14 protein-coding genes are annotated in these 19,266 nt (G+C 48.8%); all 14 read right to left on the bottom strand.

Annotated elements, in window-relative coordinates; all coding sequences use genetic code 11:
• Positions 1 to 12: 12 nt before the first annotated feature.
• Positions 13 to 945, bottom strand: coding sequence for a glycosyltransferase family 2 protein (locus CKF42_RS11485; RefSeq protein ID WP_111208238.1), 933 nt, complete (start codon positions 943 to 945; stop codon positions 13 to 15).
• Complete coding sequence (locus tag CKF42_RS11490; RefSeq protein ID WP_233501039.1) at positions 939 to 2,774, bottom strand: hypothetical protein; 1,836 nt, start codon at positions 2,772 to 2,774, stop codon at positions 939 to 941. Before CKF42_RS11490 ends, CKF42_RS11485 begins: the two co-directional genes overlap by 7 nt.
• Positions 2,771 to 6,697 (bottom strand): glycosyltransferase, encoded by a 3,927-nt coding sequence (locus tag CKF42_RS11495; protein ID WP_111208240.1) that lies wholly within the window; start codon positions 6,695 to 6,697, stop codon positions 2,771 to 2,773. The genes CKF42_RS11490 and CKF42_RS11495 overlap by 4 nt, the downstream gene beginning before the upstream one ends.
• Entirely contained in the window at positions 6,690 to 8,081 is a 1,392-nt protein-coding gene (locus tag CKF42_RS11500) for an ABC transporter ATP-binding protein (RefSeq protein WP_111208241.1), read from the bottom strand. The genes CKF42_RS11495 and CKF42_RS11500 overlap by 8 nt, the downstream gene beginning before the upstream one ends.
• Complete coding sequence (locus CKF42_RS11505) at positions 8,071 to 8,907, bottom strand: ABC transporter permease (RefSeq protein ID WP_111208242.1); 837 nt, start codon at positions 8,905 to 8,907, stop codon at positions 8,071 to 8,073. Before CKF42_RS11505 ends, CKF42_RS11500 begins: the two co-directional genes overlap by 11 nt.
• A gap of 291 nt (positions 8,908 to 9,198) precedes the next feature.
• Positions 9,199 to 9,732 (bottom strand): dTDP-4-dehydrorhamnose 3,5-epimerase, encoded by a 534-nt coding sequence (rfbC, locus tag CKF42_RS11510; protein WP_111208243.1) that lies wholly within the window; start codon positions 9,730 to 9,732, stop codon positions 9,199 to 9,201.
• Positions 9,732 to 10,613, bottom strand: a complete 882-nt coding sequence (gene rfbA / locus CKF42_RS11515; protein ID WP_111208244.1) for a glucose-1-phosphate thymidylyltransferase RfbA — start codon at positions 10,611 to 10,613, stop codon at positions 9,732 to 9,734. The genes rfbC and rfbA overlap by 1 nt, the downstream gene beginning before the upstream one ends.
• A 44-nt stretch (positions 10,614 to 10,657) precedes the next feature.
• A complete protein-coding gene (rfbD, locus tag CKF42_RS11520; protein ID WP_111208245.1) occupies positions 10,658 to 11,545 on the bottom strand; it encodes a dTDP-4-dehydrorhamnose reductase in 888 nt (295 codons plus the stop codon).
• Complete coding sequence (rfbB, locus tag CKF42_RS11525; RefSeq protein ID WP_111208246.1) at positions 11,545 to 12,624, bottom strand: dTDP-glucose 4,6-dehydratase; 1,080 nt, start codon at positions 12,622 to 12,624, stop codon at positions 11,545 to 11,547. The genes rfbD and rfbB overlap by 1 nt, the downstream gene beginning before the upstream one ends.
• A 432-nt stretch (positions 12,625 to 13,056) precedes the next feature.
• A complete protein-coding gene (gene galE / locus CKF42_RS11530) occupies positions 13,057 to 14,070 on the bottom strand; it encodes a UDP-glucose 4-epimerase GalE (RefSeq protein WP_009089272.1) in 1,014 nt (337 codons plus the stop codon).
• Between the two features lie 42 nt (positions 14,071 to 14,112).
• Positions 14,113 to 15,015, bottom strand: a complete 903-nt coding sequence (gene galF, locus CKF42_RS11535) for a UTP--glucose-1-phosphate uridylyltransferase GalF (RefSeq protein ID WP_009089271.1) — start codon at positions 15,013 to 15,015, stop codon at positions 14,113 to 14,115.
• Positions 15,016 to 15,293: 278 nt separating this feature from the next.
• Complete coding sequence (locus tag CKF42_RS11540; RefSeq protein WP_111208247.1) at positions 15,294 to 16,634, bottom strand: lipopolysaccharide biosynthesis protein; 1,341 nt, start codon at positions 16,632 to 16,634, stop codon at positions 15,294 to 15,296.
• Complete coding sequence (locus tag CKF42_RS11545) at positions 16,631 to 17,854, bottom strand: glycosyltransferase (protein ID WP_111208253.1); 1,224 nt, start codon at positions 17,852 to 17,854, stop codon at positions 16,631 to 16,633. Before CKF42_RS11545 ends, CKF42_RS11540 begins: the two co-directional genes overlap by 4 nt.
• A gap of 4 nt (positions 17,855 to 17,858) precedes the next feature.
• Positions 17,859 to 19,121: a colanic acid biosynthesis pyruvyl transferase WcaK gene (gene wcaK / locus CKF42_RS11550; protein ID WP_033736181.1), complete on the bottom strand. Its 1,263-nt coding sequence runs from the start codon at positions 19,119 to 19,121 to the stop codon at positions 17,859 to 17,861.
• Positions 19,122 to 19,266: the final 145 nt, after the last annotated feature.

A 19,266-nucleotide genomic window follows, 5' to 3' on the forward strand; every position in this document is an offset into this window, starting at 1 on the left:
AGATTACCAAAATTAGAACCTGTTAAATAGAGCGTAAGAGAAATTCGTCATCTGCCCCAGGCGGTTTTGATGATAGACGCCGGAGGCTATGAATAATTTTAAACGCGCAGGTAACGCGCTGTCCCTGATTTGGCGAAAAGCATCAAAAACAACCCGATTTTCAGGAGTCATTTCAGCTTTAAGTTGTGCCAGAAAGCTGAAATTCACATCATTCCAGTGTCGATTGCGCCCCTGATGAGCATCAATAAAATTACTGACTCGCTGTGTCAGCTTCATTCCGTTGCCAATCACGTTAGCGTTGTGCTGTCGGTATAACACTGATGGCTCAGGATCATAAAAGACGCTTCCACCACAGGCGGTGACGAGCAAATAAAGCGCCCAGTCATGGGCGATAACAGGCATGTCGAGTATTTTCAGAAAAAGCTGGCGCGCCGCAGCATTGAAGACCATGGTGTTTCCGCTTGCGATATTTTGCAGTAATGCGTTAGGGAAGCCAGGTCTTTTAGCATTAAGTGGCGATAAGCCCAGAACCTGATCATGCTCGTCTATTAACCGGGTTCTGCTGCAATAGAGTGCCGGGCTCTCGTCGGGCAGGGATTGCAGATATTCAACGGCACGTAACAGCTTAGCAGGATGCCATATGTCATCCTGGTCAGCAAAAGCATAAAAATCTGCCTGTATTGCCGGGTTGCCAATCAGAGACTTAAAATTTTCGCAAAACCCTTTTTTCGGACCGGCAAGCACTGTGCAGCTATTTTCTGCACCCGAAAAAAACCGCTCTGTGACAGAGCGGGTATCGTCTGTGGAGCCGTCATCAGACACCCATAAAGACCAGTTTTTCCACTCCTGATCTTTTATAGACTGCAGTTGCTTGCCGATGAAAGCGGCACCATTGAAGGTGCCCATAAGAATAGCAACCTGTCCCTTATGTTGTGTGGTTAACATTGGGAATGGTTCTTGAAGTAATCCTGAAACTTAACAACTTTATTACGTGTACTGCCCCAGGAGTCAAAATTCTCTATCTGCATGAAAAGATGATTTTTACGCCAGTCATCTTTTGTCGTCAGTGAAATAAGCGGTTCCGCCAGCTGCATCGGGGTGAGATTCACCTTTAATCTTGCTACCATCGCCAGAAAATCGTCACAAAATCTATCCACACCTTCGGTCAATTGTGCATTAATCAGGTTATGATCCTTTGATTTAGTCCGGCCAGGATCCGTTACTGGATAAACACCATCTTTAACCGGTTTATAGCCAATAACCGTATTATGTGGTGCAGAGAAAAATAGCTCTATGGCCACGCGATTCTCATAAATCCTGTCCACTAAATCCGGACTGGTCGTATCATTATCAATAAATGCTTTCATTATCTGATGGGGTGTACGACGTTTTCTTTCAAAAGTATTGGCAATGCAAAAATAGTAGCCAATTACATTTATGTTCATGAATTTCTTGACAGTATGGATAAACGCTTCCTGAGTCGTTCCGCTCCAGCCCACGTCTACCATCGCGACAGTGTCGCCCTCTTTAATGCCCAGAGAGTGAAGATAAATGAACAATCCGCGACGATTACGCTGACATACCTTCAGAATTTCTGCTCGAAGCGCGATAAGAAACTTTTCAACTATCTCGTAATTTTCTGGGGCAATGACCAGATCAGGTGCAACACCGGCTGAGACCATCACGCTGTCAGCCGGTGGCTCTACGCCAATACGCTCCAGTAATTCACCCGGGGATAATCCATCAGAGCCTGACATCAGGAAGGGCAGGTTCTGGCTGAAGTTCTCTTCGTCCATCAGAGAGAGATTGAAAGCAATCCGGGATCCCATGAAATAGGAGAAAGAAGGCAGCTTTTCCGTGAAATAACGTGATGCCAGTCTTTCCAGCGCATAACCATCACGGGAAACAAACAATAGCTTATCAACATTGTCTGTAATGCATTCTTTTCGAATCCATTCAAGGAAGCCCCAGGTCGCGGGTGCCTGGTATTCGTAGCCCAGCTGCTGAAAAGAACCGGCAGCGACATTTTCAGGCCGCAGGGTTCGCATCATGCCGTTAATCAGGGAAGAGGCCAGAGGCTGCTTTTTCCCCTTATTGATTAAATGAGGCGATTGGTAATGCCATGCAGTGATACTTTTTTCGCGTGGCTTAATAAAATCAGCCAGTTCATTATCACCGATGTGCAATACCTGATGCGGTTCCACTTCGCACTCTGCAAGCAGGTAGTCGAATATTTCTCCCGTATCACGTTTCGTCGCATTACGACTTGCAGAAATGTACAACGGCACGTCTGGCATATCATACTTCTTCAATGCCGCGCGGAAGAAATCCTCTTCAAGATACATATCTGAAGTGATAACTACGGTTTTACCCGATGAAATCAAATCGTTAAAAAAATCAACAAAGAAAGGATTTGGCTCGACCAGAGCCAGCTCAAGCTGATATTCCGCTTCCATCAGGCTTTCAGTACCGCCACGGGTGCCCTGAAAATTATTATAGATATTCTTAAGGGTGATCTCTTTTCTGCCCTCTCTGACCATCTGAGCAAAGGCATTTTTTTGCGCTTTACGACGCAACTGTCTGAAGTCTGGAAGATAGAACTTATTCGCTAACAGATCAAAAGCATCTTCAGGATCGTCCAGTGGACGAATAAAAAGAGTATCAAAAAAATCAAAAGAGATAACTCTGGCGTCTTTAGCTAAATGACGAAGCGAAATCAGATCCATCTCTTCTTTCGTATAAGCAGTGTTAACAGTGTTATCGCAATTAATCATTTCATGATCTCGAAATTATGTCCATTAAACGCAAAGTTGACATTGTAGAAAGGGTCATACTGATAGTACTGCGGATGTTTACTGTTCAGACGACTCAGTTCATTTTGCAAACGTCTTACTTTTTCAGCATCCATATGATCAAGACCGCGCGAAACAGATTCATGATGTATTAGCGTAACAGCCTGACACATAACGTTATAATAACCGTTTTCAACCAGACGCATACAAATATCAACATCGTTATAAGCGATCGGGAATGATTCATCAAAACCGTTTATCGACTCATATTTATCACGTGCAACCATCAGACATGCTCCTGTAACGGCGAGCCAGTTATATTCAATCTGATTGCGTAAGAAATAGCCGGGATGGTTTTTATCCTGTCCAATATAGGCGTGCACAGGGCCTGTCTGAAGATTGAGCACCCCGGTATGCTGAATTGTCTGCCCGTCAGCATAGACCAGTTTAGCGCCAACAGCACCCACGTGTTTCTGCTGAGCGTAGCCGCCCAGTCTGTTCAGCCAGTCGTCCTGCAGGACTTCAGTGTCATCATTTAGGAAAAGTAACAAACTCCCCTCAGCGTGCGCAACACCAATATTATTGAGCTCGGAAAAATTGAAGGGCTGGTCGTGTCGTATTACAGAGACAGCACTTTCGAGCTTGAGCTTATCGAGATACGCAAGCGTTTCGGATTTCTGAGATCCGTTATCAACCACGATTATTTCATAATGAACCCAACTGGTCTTGGTGCGAATTGAATCAATGCAGCGCGCGAGCACGTCATGATTGTCCCGCGTAGGAATGATGATCGATATTAAGGTCTCTGGACGGAGATCATAATTCACGCGGAAATAACCATGATAGCCAGGCAGCTCCTCAACAACACCTTCGATACCACGACGCTTCAGCGCATCTTCACGTACCGCTCTGGAAGCGGCTAAGACGTAAGGCTTGGCAGTAATATCCGACGCGACTGAGGCGGGGATAATACGCCAGTGATAAAGAATTTTGGGTATATGCGAAATTTTCTGAGTAATTTCACTCAGTCTGAGAATGAAGTCCCAGTCCTGACAACCATTAAATTCTGTCCGTAATCCTCCCAGCTGACGGGCAGTGCTCAGACGAACACATGCTGCGTGGCAGGTATACATAGTACCCATCATGGTATCTGGCGACCAGTTTGGTTTGAAGTGAGGCTGAGAATAGTTGCCTTCCGGGGTGAATTTATCCTCGTCACTGTAGATAAAATCAGGATCTTCTTCGTTGATGCATTTTACGAATTCAAACAGGCAATCCTGTGTTAACTCATCATCATGATCCAGGAAAACAATGTAATCACCGCTTGCATTCTCTATCGCAACGTTGGTCGCACCTGCAATCCCCTGATTTTTTTCCATATGAATGACTTTGATTCGGGGATCGGATAAAGCATCGAGAGCCGGTGCGGTCTCCTCGTCAGGACTGCAATCATTAGCCAGCACTAGTTCCCAGTTGTCATACCATTGATCTTCAACCGACTTAACCATCAACGCCAGTAAATCCAGCGGCGTGTTGTAGATAGGCACAATTATTGAGAAAAGCGGTTTGACCTCGAACTCATTGAGAATATCTTCAAAATAATTCGGCTTCCTGGCCGGAATATAAACGTACTCATCCGGACGATCAGAGAACGAGTAGGTTCCATTATTACTGTGCGAGAGAAAAACTGGCTTGTGACCGTTGCCATTATTGATAATCGTCTGTTCATATAAAGCCTGATTGAAAGCAGGATGATGCCGGAACCAGGCAGGCCTTACTTTCATGGCAATTTTTAATGCTTTTTCTTTATATCGCTCAGGTAATTGCAGATAGACGTTGCGCGATACTTCTCTCACGCGCTTTTTCAAACCGCTGTTGTTAGCCTTCGCCTGTGCAATGGCCTTACCTGATTTTACTTTTATTCTCTGCCCCAGATAAAAGAGCCTGAAGAAGTTTCTCTTAATTGGTTGTCTTATCTGCAATGGAACCCGGCGGCCTGCAACACGTAATGGGGCGGAAATTTTCCAGCTTGCAGAGTTCAGAATGGTTTCGACATCATGACGATATTTGTTCAGAAGATGGCTCTGATGTTCATGAAGTGCATGAAGCTGATTTAATTCATCCTGCAATCTGATGGCGCGATCACTTTCATTCTTAAGCGATTCTTCAAGATTAACAATACGCAGCTGGTATTGATCTTTGAGGTTTTTTTCGTGGCTTATTAGTGAATTGAGACCGTTCAGGTCAGTCCAGTATTCAGCACGAACGGCAAGCGAGAATCCTTTAAGCGTGCTGTAAATATCTTCAGCATTCTTATGCTGAATTTTCGCCAGAAAAGCTGACTCCTGCTTCAGATATTTTCGTGAGTCAGCCCCTGAGCATGAAAAGCCCATAGCATTCAACACTGCCGTGGTTAGTTCAGCGATGTTATTACTAATACAGTTTCGGCTATTACCAGCAGAGGTCACCCGTAGCAGGGAGTGATAAATACCGCGATATGCGATATAACCCAGCGTGATGGCGTCGGACGCGTGCCACTCCTGGTCAAAGAAGACAAACTCACCGTTGTCTTTTCTGATCACATTAAAGGGTAAGGCATCCAGATAAGAATCGGGCAGGACAATATCTTTATCTGTCACTAACGGCACCTGCGCTCTGAGCTGTAGCTGATCAAGCCACCCTTTTGCCCATGCCGCCAGTTCTTCGACACGCCAGTGAGGACGATTGATAATACGTAAAAGATCGGTCCAGAGAGATTGGCCATAAATGAACCTTTCCATATCCGCAGACTCAACATCGTTGTCCTGACTGGATCCTGAAAATACAGATAAGCCCTCATCTGTCTGTATGAATTCTACACTCTTTTTCTTATCTGTATTACGCTCATCTGAATAGTAAATAGCAGCCACGTTTTCATGAAGAGCATCCTGCTTAACCGCACTTGTGACCATCAAAAAGGAACTTGAGAGATCAGCAGCAATTTCATTGTTCCAGATGTTTTTGATGCCCTGCTCAATTGAGAACAGATGCTGTGGTACAAGTTGCTTTTCTTTGTGTGCGCTTTCCATGGCTAACTGGCTTAACGCTCTGGAATGCTTCTGCCAGCCCAGCGGGGTGACCACTGTGCAGGGCAGCTTATAATCCGGTAACGGAATATATTCCAGTGTGTCCTCGAAACCGGCTTTATCCAGTTCATTTAACAGCTCTTTACGACCAAACGTTACAACGCTCTTTTCGTCGTAACTGTTATTCAGCCCATACATTGGTAAATTCACATGGTCTTCACGTGCGCCCGAGAAATATTTGATGCCCAGTTTATTTTCAATGGCTACAAATAATTTACCCTCTTTCTTCAGACGTTTTTTGCACGCCTGCAAAAGCTTCTGTTCACCGTTTTCACCAACGAAGACCCGAGCGTATTCAAGCACCCCGATCAGTAAAACCGCATCGAAATCACCGAAATCCGGGAGCGTATCGGAAGGCGCACAAATGACAGTGACATTCGGAAGATCACGGCAGCGTGAGCGGGCAATCGTGGCGCGACGGAAACTTCCTTCAACAGAGACAACCTCTGCCGCATTCTCACCGAGGAACCGACTGATTGCACCACATCCACAACCGATTTCTAATATTCTTTTCCCCTTCATCCACTCCTGGAAGGGGCGTAACAGGTTCGAACGAACAGGGCTAAGATGATAGGTTGAAGGCCAGTCTACAATGAAGGGTTCTAATTCTTTTGAGTCAACGCTGACGTCTGATACTTCACTGATTGTTTTGTATATGTAGTTTTCAGTCTCTTCGCCGTCGCTATACGCAAAATCCTTCATGTCTGAAGGCGACCAAAGGGTCGTCTTTTCATTTTTCTGAAAACCAGCATCTGATAAAATTTTTTCTAAATTAGCCATTTTCAAGTTTTATTCTCGCGTTTAAATCGGCCAAACCGGTAAAAGTACCTACAGGTCCTACAGGCAAATGAATTGAGTCATAGCGACGATCATGAGGGATTATTTCGCCCTGCGTGTTGCTACTCGCGATGCCCACAGAAACAAAATAGTCGCCTTCAAAAAGAAGATTTGGCAGTGTTACCGATACGATAAAGGACTGATCGGGCTTTGCCTCTTCGACGATCGAAACGGCCTGCCACTCACTGTTGGTATTGTAGATGGTGACACCCTCTTTGGTTTTGATGGCAAAACCAAAAATAGGTCTGAAAATATAGTCATGACAAATGATTTTAAACAGAAATTGAATGGGCAGTTTAGGCTCAAAGATACCCGGAAATGCCTGACCATCCTGTTCAAAATGATAGTCATAAATTTCTGCCGCCTTATCTCCCCACCGATATTCTGAGGGATTGTAATGGGGCCGCTCATCGAACACGCTGTTCAGCCTGCGCTGGCTTTCTGTGTTACCCTCCGCCGCTGTTTCCAGATCAGTTTCCCGCTCCAGCCGCTCCTCTTCACCTTTAGCCGCCAGCGCAATTTGCTTATCCACATCGGCACGCGTGCTGTCATTATCGCGTTTTTTTCCGAATAAAATATCCAGATAGCGGTTTATCACTTCACGGGGTGCACCACACTCCTGCGTAATCCCCCCATCAAGCAGTAATGCCCGATCACAATGCGTTACGATCTGCTCGGTTGCATGGGAAACAAAGAGAATGGAGGTGCCATTTTGTTTGAGCTTTTTCAACCGGGCAAAACATTTAGCCTGGAACTTTGCATCTCCCACGGCAAGAGCTTCGTCCACGATCAACACTTCTGGTTCGATCTGAGCCTGAACAGCAAAAGCCAGTCGGACGAGCATGCCGCTTGAATATGAGCGGACAGGAGAATGGATGAAGTGGCCGATGTCAGCGAACGAAAGAATGTCATCAAGTCGTGATTCAGTTTCTTCACGAGTCAATCCCATCAGGGATGCGTTGAGGTAAACGTTTTCGAGTCCGCTGAAGTCGTTGTTAAATCCTGCACCCAACTCCAGCAGTGCGGCCACGCGCCCGTTAACGGTGACATTACCGGATGTGGGCGTTAATGTTCCGGCGATAATCTGCAATAACGTAGATTTGCCCGAACCATTTCGCCCGACGATACCCATTGTTTCACCCTTGGGTAAAACAAAAGAAACATCCTTTAAAGCCCAAAAATCTTCATGATAAGCCCGGCTTTCGCGTCCTACTACCCGGTCTACTTTTGGCACAATAAACTGTTTTAATCGTCGTACTGGATTTTCATACACCTGAAAACATTTACTTACGCCATCTATAATAATCGCATTTTCATTAAAGGACATCAGCAAAACCTTTTCGCGTTTTTTGGAACCAGGCGTAACACAGCCACATGATCAAAAGTGAGATAAGTGTGTAGATTGCCATACCAGAAAAATCAGGTAATTTGCCCCATATAAGCACCGCCCGGGCCTGCTCAATGATGAACGTTAACGGATTGAGCATTATCAGCGGACGCAGATTTTCGGGGAGTGAAGATATCGGATAGAATACCGGCGACAAAAACATCATCACGGTCATAATTATGGTAATTGTCTGTCCCACATCGCGCAGATAGACGCCTAAAGAGGATAGGAACCAGGTTAGCCCTAAAGTCAGCAGAGCCAATGGCAAAATAACAACGGGTATAAAAACGATAGTCCAATGGATATAACCATTGAAAATGAAGAAAGCGGTGATTAAAACGAGCAAACTGATAAAGCTATGGAAAAGAACGCTCAAAAAACTCACAACCGGCAGTATTTCTAAAGGAAATACCACTTTTTTGACATAGTTTACGTTGCCGAGTATCAGTGAAGGAGCACGACTAAGCGTTTCGGCAAAAAGACCATGTATAATCAGGCCGACAAACAGAATCACGGCAAAATCAGTCTTTGATTCATTCAGCGCGCCAGCGGTTCCCCACCGGGCTTTAAAAACCACTGAAAAAACGAAGGTGTAAACCATGAGCATAAAGATTGGGTTAATAAAAGACCACAAAATGCCCATTGTCGAACCGCGATAACGACCGACAACCTCTCGTTTGGTCATTTGAAAAATGAGATTTCGGTTTGCCCATGTCTGACGAATCAGAGAAAAGAGTGAGGTAGATCTCGAACTATGCGGATTCATTAGTAATCTCTTAAAAGCTTGAGCTGGAGTTTTTACTGCTGTTACGAACTAATTTTGACTTCAAACGCTTATAGTCCCGGCAATACTGATTGCCAGACACACGATGATTAATATTTTCTCGTGTTTTAAAAGGCATCCGGGCCTGTCGGTTAAATTCTGGTGTAAACTGAGCTTTCTTCTCAATCTTTATTGATACAATCTGTGTTGGAATTTCAGCGACACTGCGCCTTAAAACAAGTAAAGGATGGCCATTTTTATTGGCTCATCCTTAACTTTAACAAATCAAAATAATCACTTCAGTTCGGACAGGAGTAATCCGGCTTTATCTTTTTCAGATAAGATAGGATCTGAAACAGGCCAGTCAATGCCTAATTCAGGGTCATTCCATGACAGACAGCCTTCGCTTGAAGGATCATAATAGTTGGTACATTTATATTCAAAATCTGCAAAATCTGAAATTACGACGAAGCCATGTGCTAAGCCTGGCGGAACCCAGAATTGCGTCTTATTTTCTTCTGACAGATAGACGCCAACCCACTGTTTATAGGTTGGTGATTCAGGCCTGATGTCGACTGCGACATCAAAAACCTCCCCTCTTACAACACGAACCAGCTTGCCCTGAGGATTATTGCGCTGGAAGTGTAAACCTCTTAACACATTTTTTGCTGAGCGCGAATGGTTATCCTGAACAAATTCACCTTCAATGTTAAGCGCGCGCTTATATTTTTCACTCTGGAACGTTTCCAGGAAAAAACCACGTTCATCACCAAAGACTTTTGGCTCAATAATTTTTACATCAGCAATTTTAGTATCGATAATCTTCATTATAAACGCCCTTCCACCAGCGCCATCAGGTATTTGCCATATTCATTTTTAAGATAGGGCTTAGCCAGTTCCTGTAATTGCTCTTTATTAATGAAACCCATTCTGAAGGCAATTTCTTCCGGACAAGCGACTTTCAGCCCCTGACGTGATTCTATGGTCTGGATGAAATTATTCGCTTCCATCAGGCTCTGATGCGTGCCGGTATCCAGCCAGGCATGTCCGCGGCCCATAATGGAAACAGAAAGCTTACCCTGCTCCATGTAGATGCGGTTGATGTCCGTTATCTCCAGTTCGCCGCGCGGTGATGGCTTGAGGTTTTTCGCCATCTCAACCACGCGGTTATCGTAAAAATAGAGTCCGGTTACGGCATAGTTGCTGCGAGGATGCTCAGGTTTTTCTACCAGTGAAACAGCTTTACCTTCGCTGTCAAACTCGACAACACCATAGCGCTCAGGATCGGTCACGTGGTAGGCAAAGACCGTGGCCCCTTCATCTTTCACAGACGCAGCTTCAAGCTGCTTGTAAAGGTCATGCCCGTAGAAAATGTTATCGCCCAGAATAAGAGCGACTGAATCCTCACCAATAAACTCTTCACCAATAATGAAGGCCTGCGCCAGACCATCCGGACTTGGCTGCACTTTATACTGAATCGAAATCCCCCACTGGGAACCATCGCCTAACAGACTCTCAAAGCGTGGCGTATCCTGCGGCGTACTGATGATCAGAATATCGTTGATACCAGCCAGCATTAACGTGCTGAGTGGGTAGTAAATCATTGGCTTATCATAGACCGGAAGCAGTTGCTTACTCACTGCCATCGTCACCGGGTAGAGGCGTGTTCCTGAGCCACCAGCGAGAATAATACCTTTATTCTTTTTCACTATTTCACCTTAATTGACCAGGCCGCTTGTGCAGCCTGCGGCTATTAAATAAGAGTTTCAAGCAACATACGTTCGACGCCCACAGACCAGTCCGGCAGTGTCAGACCAAAAGCCTGCTGGAACTTCTCTGTATTCAGTCTTGAGTTAGCCGGGCGTTTAGCCGGTGTCGGGAATGCACTGGTGGGTACCGCATTAATTGTCTGAACCTGAAGCTCAACACCCTGTGCTTTCGCAAACTCAATCACTTTAGTGGCATAGGCATGCCAGGTGGTCTCACCTGCTGCAATAAGATGGTAAATGCCAGCAACGCCACTGTTACCCAGCGCCACTCTGATTGCGTGAGCAGTGCTATCAGCGATGAGTTCTGCCCCGGTTGGCGCGCCATACTGATCGTTAATCACAGACAATGCATCGCGATCTTTTGCCAGCTTAAGCATGGTTTTAGCGAAGTTATTTCCCTTCGCGGCATAGACCCAGCTGGTGCGGAAGATGAGGTATTTCGTCATGTTACTGACGATGGCCTGCTCCCCTTCCAGCTTGGTCTGCCCATACACATTCAGTGGCGCTGTTGCATCGTCTTCACGCCAGGGTTGAGAACCCGATCCATCAAACACATAGTCGGTTGAGTAATGAATCAACCACGCGCCAGTTTCTTCGGCCGCTCTGGCCAGCGCATCAATTGAGGTAGCATTGACCAGACGGGCTTTGTCCTCTTCTGACTCAGCCTTATCCACTGCGGTATAGGCAGTAGCATTGACGATAACGGCTGGTCTGATTCTGCGAACTGTCTCTGCAATCCCCTCAGGATTTTCAAAATCGCCACAGAAGTCAGTAGAGTGACGATCTACGACAATCAGATTACCCAGCGGTGCCAGTGCACGCTGTAACTCCCAGCCAACCTGACCGTTCTTACCAAAAAGCAGAATATCCATTAGCTACGTTTCTCGTAGTTTTGTTCGATCCAGTTCTGATAGGCACCACTCTTTACATGCTCAACCCATTGTGAATTGTTCAGGTACCATTCGACAGTTTTCTTCAGACCTGTTTCAAAGGTCTCTTCCGGTTTCCAGCCCAAATCTTTTTCAATTTTAGCAGCATCGATCGCGTAACGGCGATCGTGTCCCGGGCGATCCTGAACGTAGGTAATCTGATCGCTATACGGGGTTGCTTTTGGACGCAACTCATCCAGCAATTCGCAGACCTTCAGCACTACATCGATGTTTTTCTTTTCGTTGTGGCCACCGATGTTGTAAGTAGTCCCGGTTTTTGCATTTTTCACCACGGTATAGAGTGCGCGCGCGTGGTCTTCAACATAGAGCCAGTCACGGATCTGATCGCCTTTACCGTAGATTGGCAGTGGTTTGCCTTCAAGCGCATTGCTGATGATCAGCGGGATCAGCTTTTCCGGGAAGTGATAAGGACCATAGTTGTTTGAGCAGTTAGTGACAATCACCGGCAACTTGTAGGTGCGGCCCCATGCGCGAACCAGATGATCGCTGGCAGCTTTAGTCGAGGAGTAAGGGCTGCTCGGCGCATAAGGTGTCTCTTCGGTAAACAATGGCAGCTCGCCATCCATTTCATCCGGATGCGGCAGATCACCATAAACTTCATCCGTCGAGATATGGTGAAAACGGAAGGCATTTTTTCGTGCTTCAGGTAAGGCACTCCAGTAATGACGTGCCGCCTCTAACAGAGCATAGGTGCCTACCACGTTCGTCTGAACAAACTCTGCCGGACCAGTAATTGAACGGTCAACATGGCTTTCAGCGGCCAGGTGCATGATGGCATCAGGCTGAAATTCATTCAGTACGTCAGTGACAGCCTGTCCATCACAGATATCAACCTGTCTGAACGTGTAGCGGGAGCTGTCGCTGACGTCTTTTAATGACTCCAGGTTGCCTGCATAAGTCAGTTTATCAACGTTTATAACTTCATCATTCGTATTGTTAATAACATGACGGACAACTGCCGAACCGATAAAACCTGCACCACCAGTGATAAGTATCTTCATAACGTGTTTATTCCTGACAAGCTATCTGAGGCATGGGTGCCTGTATAAAATGCAGACAATCATATGCGTCCAGAGCACGCTACCGCCCCTGGGTTACAGCTCCCACAATGCTGATTGTCTTCAGACGAATGACTATGCTGATACCGAGCACTCGCTTCACGATCAGCATTTCATTGATTGATATCACTTTATTAATGAAATTGTTTAAGTGGGTTTATCATTCAACAATCGCAAATTCTATCACTCAGGTATGGCTATTACGAATAAAATGCGTTTGTTTAACAGGTGTTAGTTCAACTTATGAGCGCTTGACTGACGCAGGGGATGGTTACTGATGTGCCAGGACGAGACAATCAGAATAGTGAGAAAGGGTCGATAAGATATTTCAATGTAAACATTAAAAAAGGCGAACCTCCGTTCGCCTTTTTTCAACTACCGGAACCCATCCGGGTTCTTACTCTGCCAGTTCCACGTATCGCGCATCATTTCATCGATGCCGCGTGTTACACGCCAGTCGAGCTCACGGTTCGCCAGGGACGCATCTGCCCAGAAGGCAGGCAGGTCGCCGTCACGACGGGGTTTGATCTCAAACGGAATCGCTTTGCCGGAGGCCTGCTCAAACGCCTTGATCATTTCCAGAACCGAGAAACCTTTACCGCCGCCGAGGTTAAAGGCGGTGTAGCCCTCAACTTTGCTCAGATGGTCCAGCGCTTTCAGGTGTCCTTCAGCCAGGTCAACCACATGGATGTAGTCACGCAGGCAGGTGCCGTCTGGCGTATCGTAGTCACCGCCAAACACACCCAGCTTCTCCAGACGACCAATCGCGACCTGTGCGATGTAAGGCAGCAGGTTATTCGGGATGCCGGTCGGGTCTTCGCCGATTTCGCCTGACTCATGCGCGCCAACCGGGTTGAAGTAGCGCAGCGCAATCGCCTTAAACTTCGGCTCTGCCTTAGCAAAGTCGCGCATGACGAACTCGATCATCAGCTTAGAAGTGCCGTAAGGACTTGTGGTGCCGCCAATCGGGGTCGTTTCCACATAGGGAACCGGTGCATCCGCGCCATAAACGGTGGCCGATGAACTGAAGATGAAGTTCCAGACGCCCGCGTTGCGCATCTCTTCCAGCAGCACTACCGTACCCGCGACGTTGTTCTCGTAGTACTCCAGAGGCATACGCGTCGACTCACCGACCGCTTTCAGCGCGGCGAAGTGGATGACGGCGGAAATGCTGTTTGAGGCAAACAGGTCGCGCAGGCAGGCGCGGTCACGGATGTCGCCTTCGACGAAGGTCGCTTTCTTCCCCGCCAGCTTTTCAACGCGGTTGATCGCTTCGCGTGAGGCATTGCAGAGGTTATCCAGCACCACTACATCATCACCGCGCTGCAGCAGCGCCAGTACGGTATGGGAACCGATATAGCCTGCCCCGCCCGTTACCAAAATAGCCATGTGCACTCCTTGTAAGCTGCCGCGCAGTGCGCGGCAAAATAATTACTGTTGTTTTGCCAGGATGTTCTGAATCGCTTCGCGGAAATCGCGGCCCTGAGCGTTGTTACGCAGTCCGTAAGAGACGAACGCCTGCATGTAACCCAGTTTACGACCGCAGTCGAAGCTGTGACCGGTCAGCAGTGAAACATCAACAGGTTTGTTTTTGCTCAGGCTGGCGATCGCATCGGTCAGCTGGATACGGCCCCAGGCGCCCGGTTCAGTGCGCTCCAGTTCAGCCCAGATGTCCGCAGAGAGCACATAGCGTCCTACTGCAGCCAGGTCAGAGTTCAGCTCAGCCGGATGCTCTGGCTTCTCAACAAAGTTGGTGATACGGCTTATATCGCCTGGGTTATTGATCGGCTCTTCGGTGGTGATCACCGAATACTCAGAGAGGTCGGAGGCAGGCATATGCTGTGCCAGAACCTGACTGTGGCCGGTTTCTTCAAAACGGGCAACCATTGCCGCGAGATTATAACGCAGGTGGTCAGCAGTGGAATCATCCAGCAGCACGTCCGGCAGCACCACGACAAACGGATTATCACCGATCATCGGACGGGCGCAGAGAATCGAATGGCCCAGACCCAGCGGCTGTGCCTGACGCACGTTCATGATAGTTACGCCTGGCGGGCAGATAGACTGCACTTCGCTCAGCAGCTGACGCTTCACACGCGCTTCCAGCAGCGCTTCCAGTTCATAAGTGGTATCGAAGTGGTTCTCGACCGCATTTTTCGATGCATGCGTGACCAGCACGATCTCTTTAATACCTGCGGCAACACATTCGTCAACGATGTACTGGATCATCGGTTTGTCGACGACAGGCAGCATCTCTTTCGGAATGGCTTTAGTCGCAGGGAGCATATGCATACCGAGGCCCGCAACCGGGATTACTGCTTTAAGCTTGGTCATATTTATTCCGTTTAATAAAATGAAGATGTGGGTCGATTATGCAGGATCGGCCGGAAGAGCAAGTATAATCTTTATCTGAAAAGCGGACAGTAACTCTCTGTCATAACTTAGAAAGTCGGCATTTTGCCCATTGCACGCGATACCATAAACTGAGTAAAGACAATCAGTAATCGCAGATTGCTACTGTGATCTGCAGCACTGTTCGTTGCATGGCTGAGACCAGCCATAAATGAAAACGGGCGACCCTGAGGTCACCCGTTAATATCGCTGTGAGATGATTACAGCCAGCCTTCAAACCACTCCGGCATGATGAAGAGATTGAAGTGGTTCACCAGCACCATCAGGCCGACAAAGACCACCGACACCGCCACCCACTGCCGGGCATAGGGCATAAAGCGAATGCCAATCACCGGCTTGATAAAGAACGGGTGGGCCAGCGCCGAGATCAGGATCTGCGAGATGGAGAGCGTCAGCGCCACATAGAGCACGTTTGGCCAGATAAAGGTGGTCGCCAGCACGCCCAGCACAACGATACTCGCCACGATGTTCCAGTAAAACTCGACGTTGGTGCGTCCGTTAGCCTGCGAAATGGCACCGGTCAGTCCCCCCATCGGCCGCAGCATACCGAACAGCAGCATCAGCGGGATCAGATGATAAACCTGCTCGTGAGATGCGCCATAAAGTATACGGACGATCACCGGCGAGAAGATGCCAATAACCAGATACATCGCGCTGCTGAACAGCATGATCCCCAGAGTGCCCTTGAGGAACAGCTTTTTCAGCTGCTCGGCATCGTGCTGTTTCTCAGCAAAGCGCGGCAGCGCCAGACGGTTGATGACCGGCGTCACCAGTTTCAGCGGTTGCAACACCAGCTCTTTTGCCAGCGAGTAGACACCCAGCATCTCTGCGCCCATCACCTTACCGACCACCAGCGCATCCGCCTGGGTGCGCAGCTGGTTAATGGTCTGGGAGCCAAGCTGGTAGCTGCCGTAGCGAATCGCCCCGAAGAAGGTCGCTTTGTCGAACTCCCAGGTCGGGCGCCATGACTTCTCACCCAGTGCAATCATGCAGAGGATACGGGTAAAGGCGTTGATGAACAGGCCGAGAATCGCTGCCGCTACGGTCAGTGAGGTGAACTCCAGCATTGCCACCACACAGAGGAAGGCAAACAGCTTGGTGCCCATCTCAATCTTCGCCAGCGACACCATCCGCCTGGTCTTGATGTAGTGCGCCTGGTACTGCGACAGATGTCCCAGCACGAGGAAGTTGAGACTGGTCAGCATGATCAGCCCCGTCAGCTCTGGCAGGTGATAGAACCAGGCCACCGGGAAAGCGATCAACAGCATGATCAGGCCAGTGCAGAGACTGAGTGATACGTTAACCCAGTAGATGGTGCTCTGCTCACGGCGGGTGATGTTCTGGCGATGCACCAGATAACTGCTCATCCCCATATCCTGCAGGACACCCGCCACCGCCAGAATGGCGTTGATGATGGCCAGCAGTCCCAGCTCGTGGGTTTCCAGTTTGCGGGCGAGAAAGCTCAGCTGTGCAACCTGCAGCACCGCAGAAAAGCAGGTGCTGCCAAACAGCCAAATCGCCTGTGACTTAAATCCACTCACGCCAGTCGCTCCAGAATCTGTGCCAGTTCGCCGTAGGCGATATGCTGATTAAACTCCGTCTCAACTTTATGCCGCGCAGCAGCGACCACCGGGGCCACATCCACTTCGCCCTCAGAGAGCTTAAGCAGCGTCTCTGCCAGCGCCTCGGGATCGTCCTCTTCCACCAGCCAGCCGGAGACGTTGTTCTCAATCAGTTCGGGAATACCGCTGTGGAAGGTGGAGACCACCGGCAGGCCGACCGCCATCGCCTCCATCAGCGCAACCGGAATCCCTTCCATGTCGCCATCGGCGGCAGTTTTGGAGGGCAGCAGGAAGATGTCCGCTTCGCTCAGCGCGCGACGGATCTCCTCCTGCGGTTTGAAGCCCGGCATACTGACGCAATCTTCCATCCCCTCGCGGGCGATGAAATCACGCATCATCTCATCCTGATCGCCATTGCCGATGATGGTGTACTGGAACTGACCGCCCCGCTGCTTCAGGATGGCGCTGGCTTTCACCGCCACATCCAGTCCTTTCTTCTCGGTCAGACGCGCCACCGAGACGATACGCAGCGGCTTGTGAAATGCCTGTCGCGGCTGGAAGTTAAACTTCTCTGGCTCAATCCCCATGCGTGTCACATGAATTTTTTCCGGCGGGCAGCCCATCTCAATCAGCTTGTTTTCCCACAGGTGGCTGATTGGCAGCATCAGTTCGCTCTGGCGGAACAGATTGACGTAGTCGAGCTTGTGCTCTTCCAGAATGTGACGACGGGAAATATCGGCGCCGTGAAACACGGTCGCCTGCTTGCCCTTCAGTACGCCAAGCTCACGCAGCTTATTCGCCAGCGCTCCTGCATAGCCGAAATGCACCAGGAAAACATCCGCGGTGAACGTCTGCTTCGCGTTGGCCACGATCGACGGCAGCAGCAGCTTGCTGGACTGCGCGCCATAACGACGCATGTTCAGCGAACGCAGCAGCGACGGTTTGGTCACGTTTGGCAGCACCAGCCTGATGCGCTGGTTGAGCTTATCGACAATCGAGATCTTCTCTTCCGGCAGCAGATAATGCGTCTTCGCCGCCAGACCATACTCATCAAACGCGGCGTGCCGGTTCACTAAATCGCCGGGAAAGACTGAAATAATCTCCACCTCGTAACCGGCATCAATAAAATGGGTTACCTGATTCAGAACGAATGTCTCAGAGGCAACCGGGAAACGCATGGTGAAAAAAGTCAGTTTCATCACATTACCCTAATACTTTGAGAATCTCTTCAGTGATCCGGTTGCCAATTTCCCTTTCATTCGCAACGGCCGTATTGACCTTCAGCTTAATGTTGTCGTAGTCGGCAAGCACACTCTTCACCTTGTCGATCAGCGAACCATCCATCAGGCTTTTCACATCGGTTGCCATCTGCGGCAGACCCAGCTGGTTCATCACACCCATCGACTTGTGCTCATAGTTGATCGCCACGGCCGGGGTGCCAAAGTTCATGGAGATAATCGCCGAGTGCAGGCGGGTACCAATGGTCAGATGGCAGTGGCTCAGCAGGATACCCAGCTCCAGGTCATTAAACTCATCCATGATGACATGGTAATGCTCAGGCTGCTCCACGTGATCGCGCAGGGTCAGTGCCACCATGCGGTCATCTTTGGCATAGCTGTCGATGCCGGTACAGGTGGAGAACGCCACGACCTGGTAGCCTTCTGCGATCATCGCATTGATCACCCGACCAAAGGCTGCTTCATACTCTTTCTGTGTGACGCCCAGACGTTTATCAAACGGCGCCAGTTCGCGCACGGTGATGGCGATGGTTTTACGGCTGCTGATAATCCCCTGCCAGTGAAGCAGGTTATGGCTCGGATTTTCCACTTCACGCGCGCGCACCAGGAAAGCGGTGTCGACGCCGGCCGCGACTTTCGAGCTGGTCACGCCATCACGTTTCATCAGATCGAGGCTGACTGACTCACGCAGAACCAGGCTGTTAACGCGGTCAAAAACAAAGTTCGCCAGCGCATTGACGCGCGGGTTCTGGAACGGACCCACCGAGTGACCAATCAGGTAAATAGGCTTTTTCGCCATCAGCGCACAAAGCGCGTGGTCAAACTGGGTGACGCCATAGAGATCGACGAAGAATGACCCGCCAACCTGAATAATGGCGTCATATTTCGCCAGGCTTTCGGTAAAGGCTTTGAGGTGCGGTGGCACGGCAAACGACTTAAAGACGCCGCCCTTGCCCAGGTGCGCCATCATGATGTCGGGCATCAGACGGTTCGCGACTTTACGCTTAAACGAACCGACCAGACCTTTGCCTGACTTGCTGTTGTGCAGAAACAGCGCATCCTGCTGAATATCCTGCTGGAGCAGATAACCGGAGCTGGTTGGATAACGGCTAATCACATCAATGTCTAAATCACTGCGTGCAGACTTCATTGAATCAATCAGTCCACGAAGAATCGCGCCATCCCCACGATTCCCACACGTATGGTTACCCACCAATAAAATTTTCATAACAACTCCGAATAAATTTTTTTAATTCTGTAAGCCGCCCGGATCCGTCATGGGCAAAATGAGCTCTGTTCAAAATAATGCTTACGGGATAACGCACCCAAAGGTACCGCTCCTGTTAAAACCGGCCGCCTCCGTTGTGGCGGCC

Source organism: Pantoea sp. ARC270 (genome assembly GCF_003236725.1).
Taxonomy (GTDB): domain Bacteria; phylum Pseudomonadota; class Gammaproteobacteria; order Enterobacterales; family Enterobacteriaceae; genus Pantoea; species Pantoea anthophila.

Excerpts from the sequence above, each read along its gene's own strand:
- CKF42_RS11500 (WP_111208241.1), bottom strand. The coding sequence starts at position 8,081 with ATGTCCTTTAATGAAAATGCGATTATTATAGATGGCGTAAGTAAATGT.
- CKF42_RS11490 (WP_233501039.1), bottom strand. The coding sequence starts at position 2,774 with ATGATTAATTGCGATAACACTGTTAACACTGCTTATACGAAAGAAGAG.
- rfbB (WP_111208246.1), bottom strand. The coding sequence starts at position 12,624 with ATGAAGATACTTATCACTGGTGGTGCAGGTTTTATCGGTTCGGCAGTT.
- galF (WP_009089271.1), bottom strand. The coding sequence starts at position 15,015 with ATGACCAAGCTTAAAGCAGTAATCCCGGTTGCGGGCCTCGGTATGCAT.
- rfbD (WP_111208245.1), bottom strand. The coding sequence starts at position 11,545 with ATGGATATTCTGCTTTTTGGTAAGAACGGTCAGGTTGGCTGGGAGTTA.
- wcaK (WP_033736181.1), bottom strand. The coding sequence starts at position 19,121 with ATGAAAATTTTATTGGTGGGTAACCATACGTGTGGGAATCGTGGGGAT.
- rfbC (WP_111208243.1), bottom strand. The coding sequence starts at position 9,732 with ATGAAGATTATCGATACTAAAATTGCTGATGTAAAAATTATTGAGCCA.
- CKF42_RS11495 (WP_111208240.1), bottom strand. The coding sequence starts at position 6,697 with ATGGCTAATTTAGAAAAAATTTTATCAGATGCTGGTTTTCAGAAAAAT.
- galE (WP_009089272.1), bottom strand. The coding sequence starts at position 14,070 with ATGGCTATTTTGGTAACGGGCGGGGCAGGCTATATCGGTTCCCATACC.
- CKF42_RS11485 (WP_111208238.1), bottom strand. The coding sequence starts at position 945 with ATGTTAACCACACAACATAAGGGACAGGTTGCTATTCTTATGGGCACC.
- CKF42_RS11545 (WP_111208253.1), bottom strand. The coding sequence starts at position 17,854 with ATGAAACTGACTTTTTTCACCATGCGTTTCCCGGTTGCCTCTGAGACA.
- CKF42_RS11505 (WP_111208242.1), bottom strand. The coding sequence starts at position 8,907 with ATGAATCCGCATAGTTCGAGATCTACCTCACTCTTTTCTCTGATTCGT.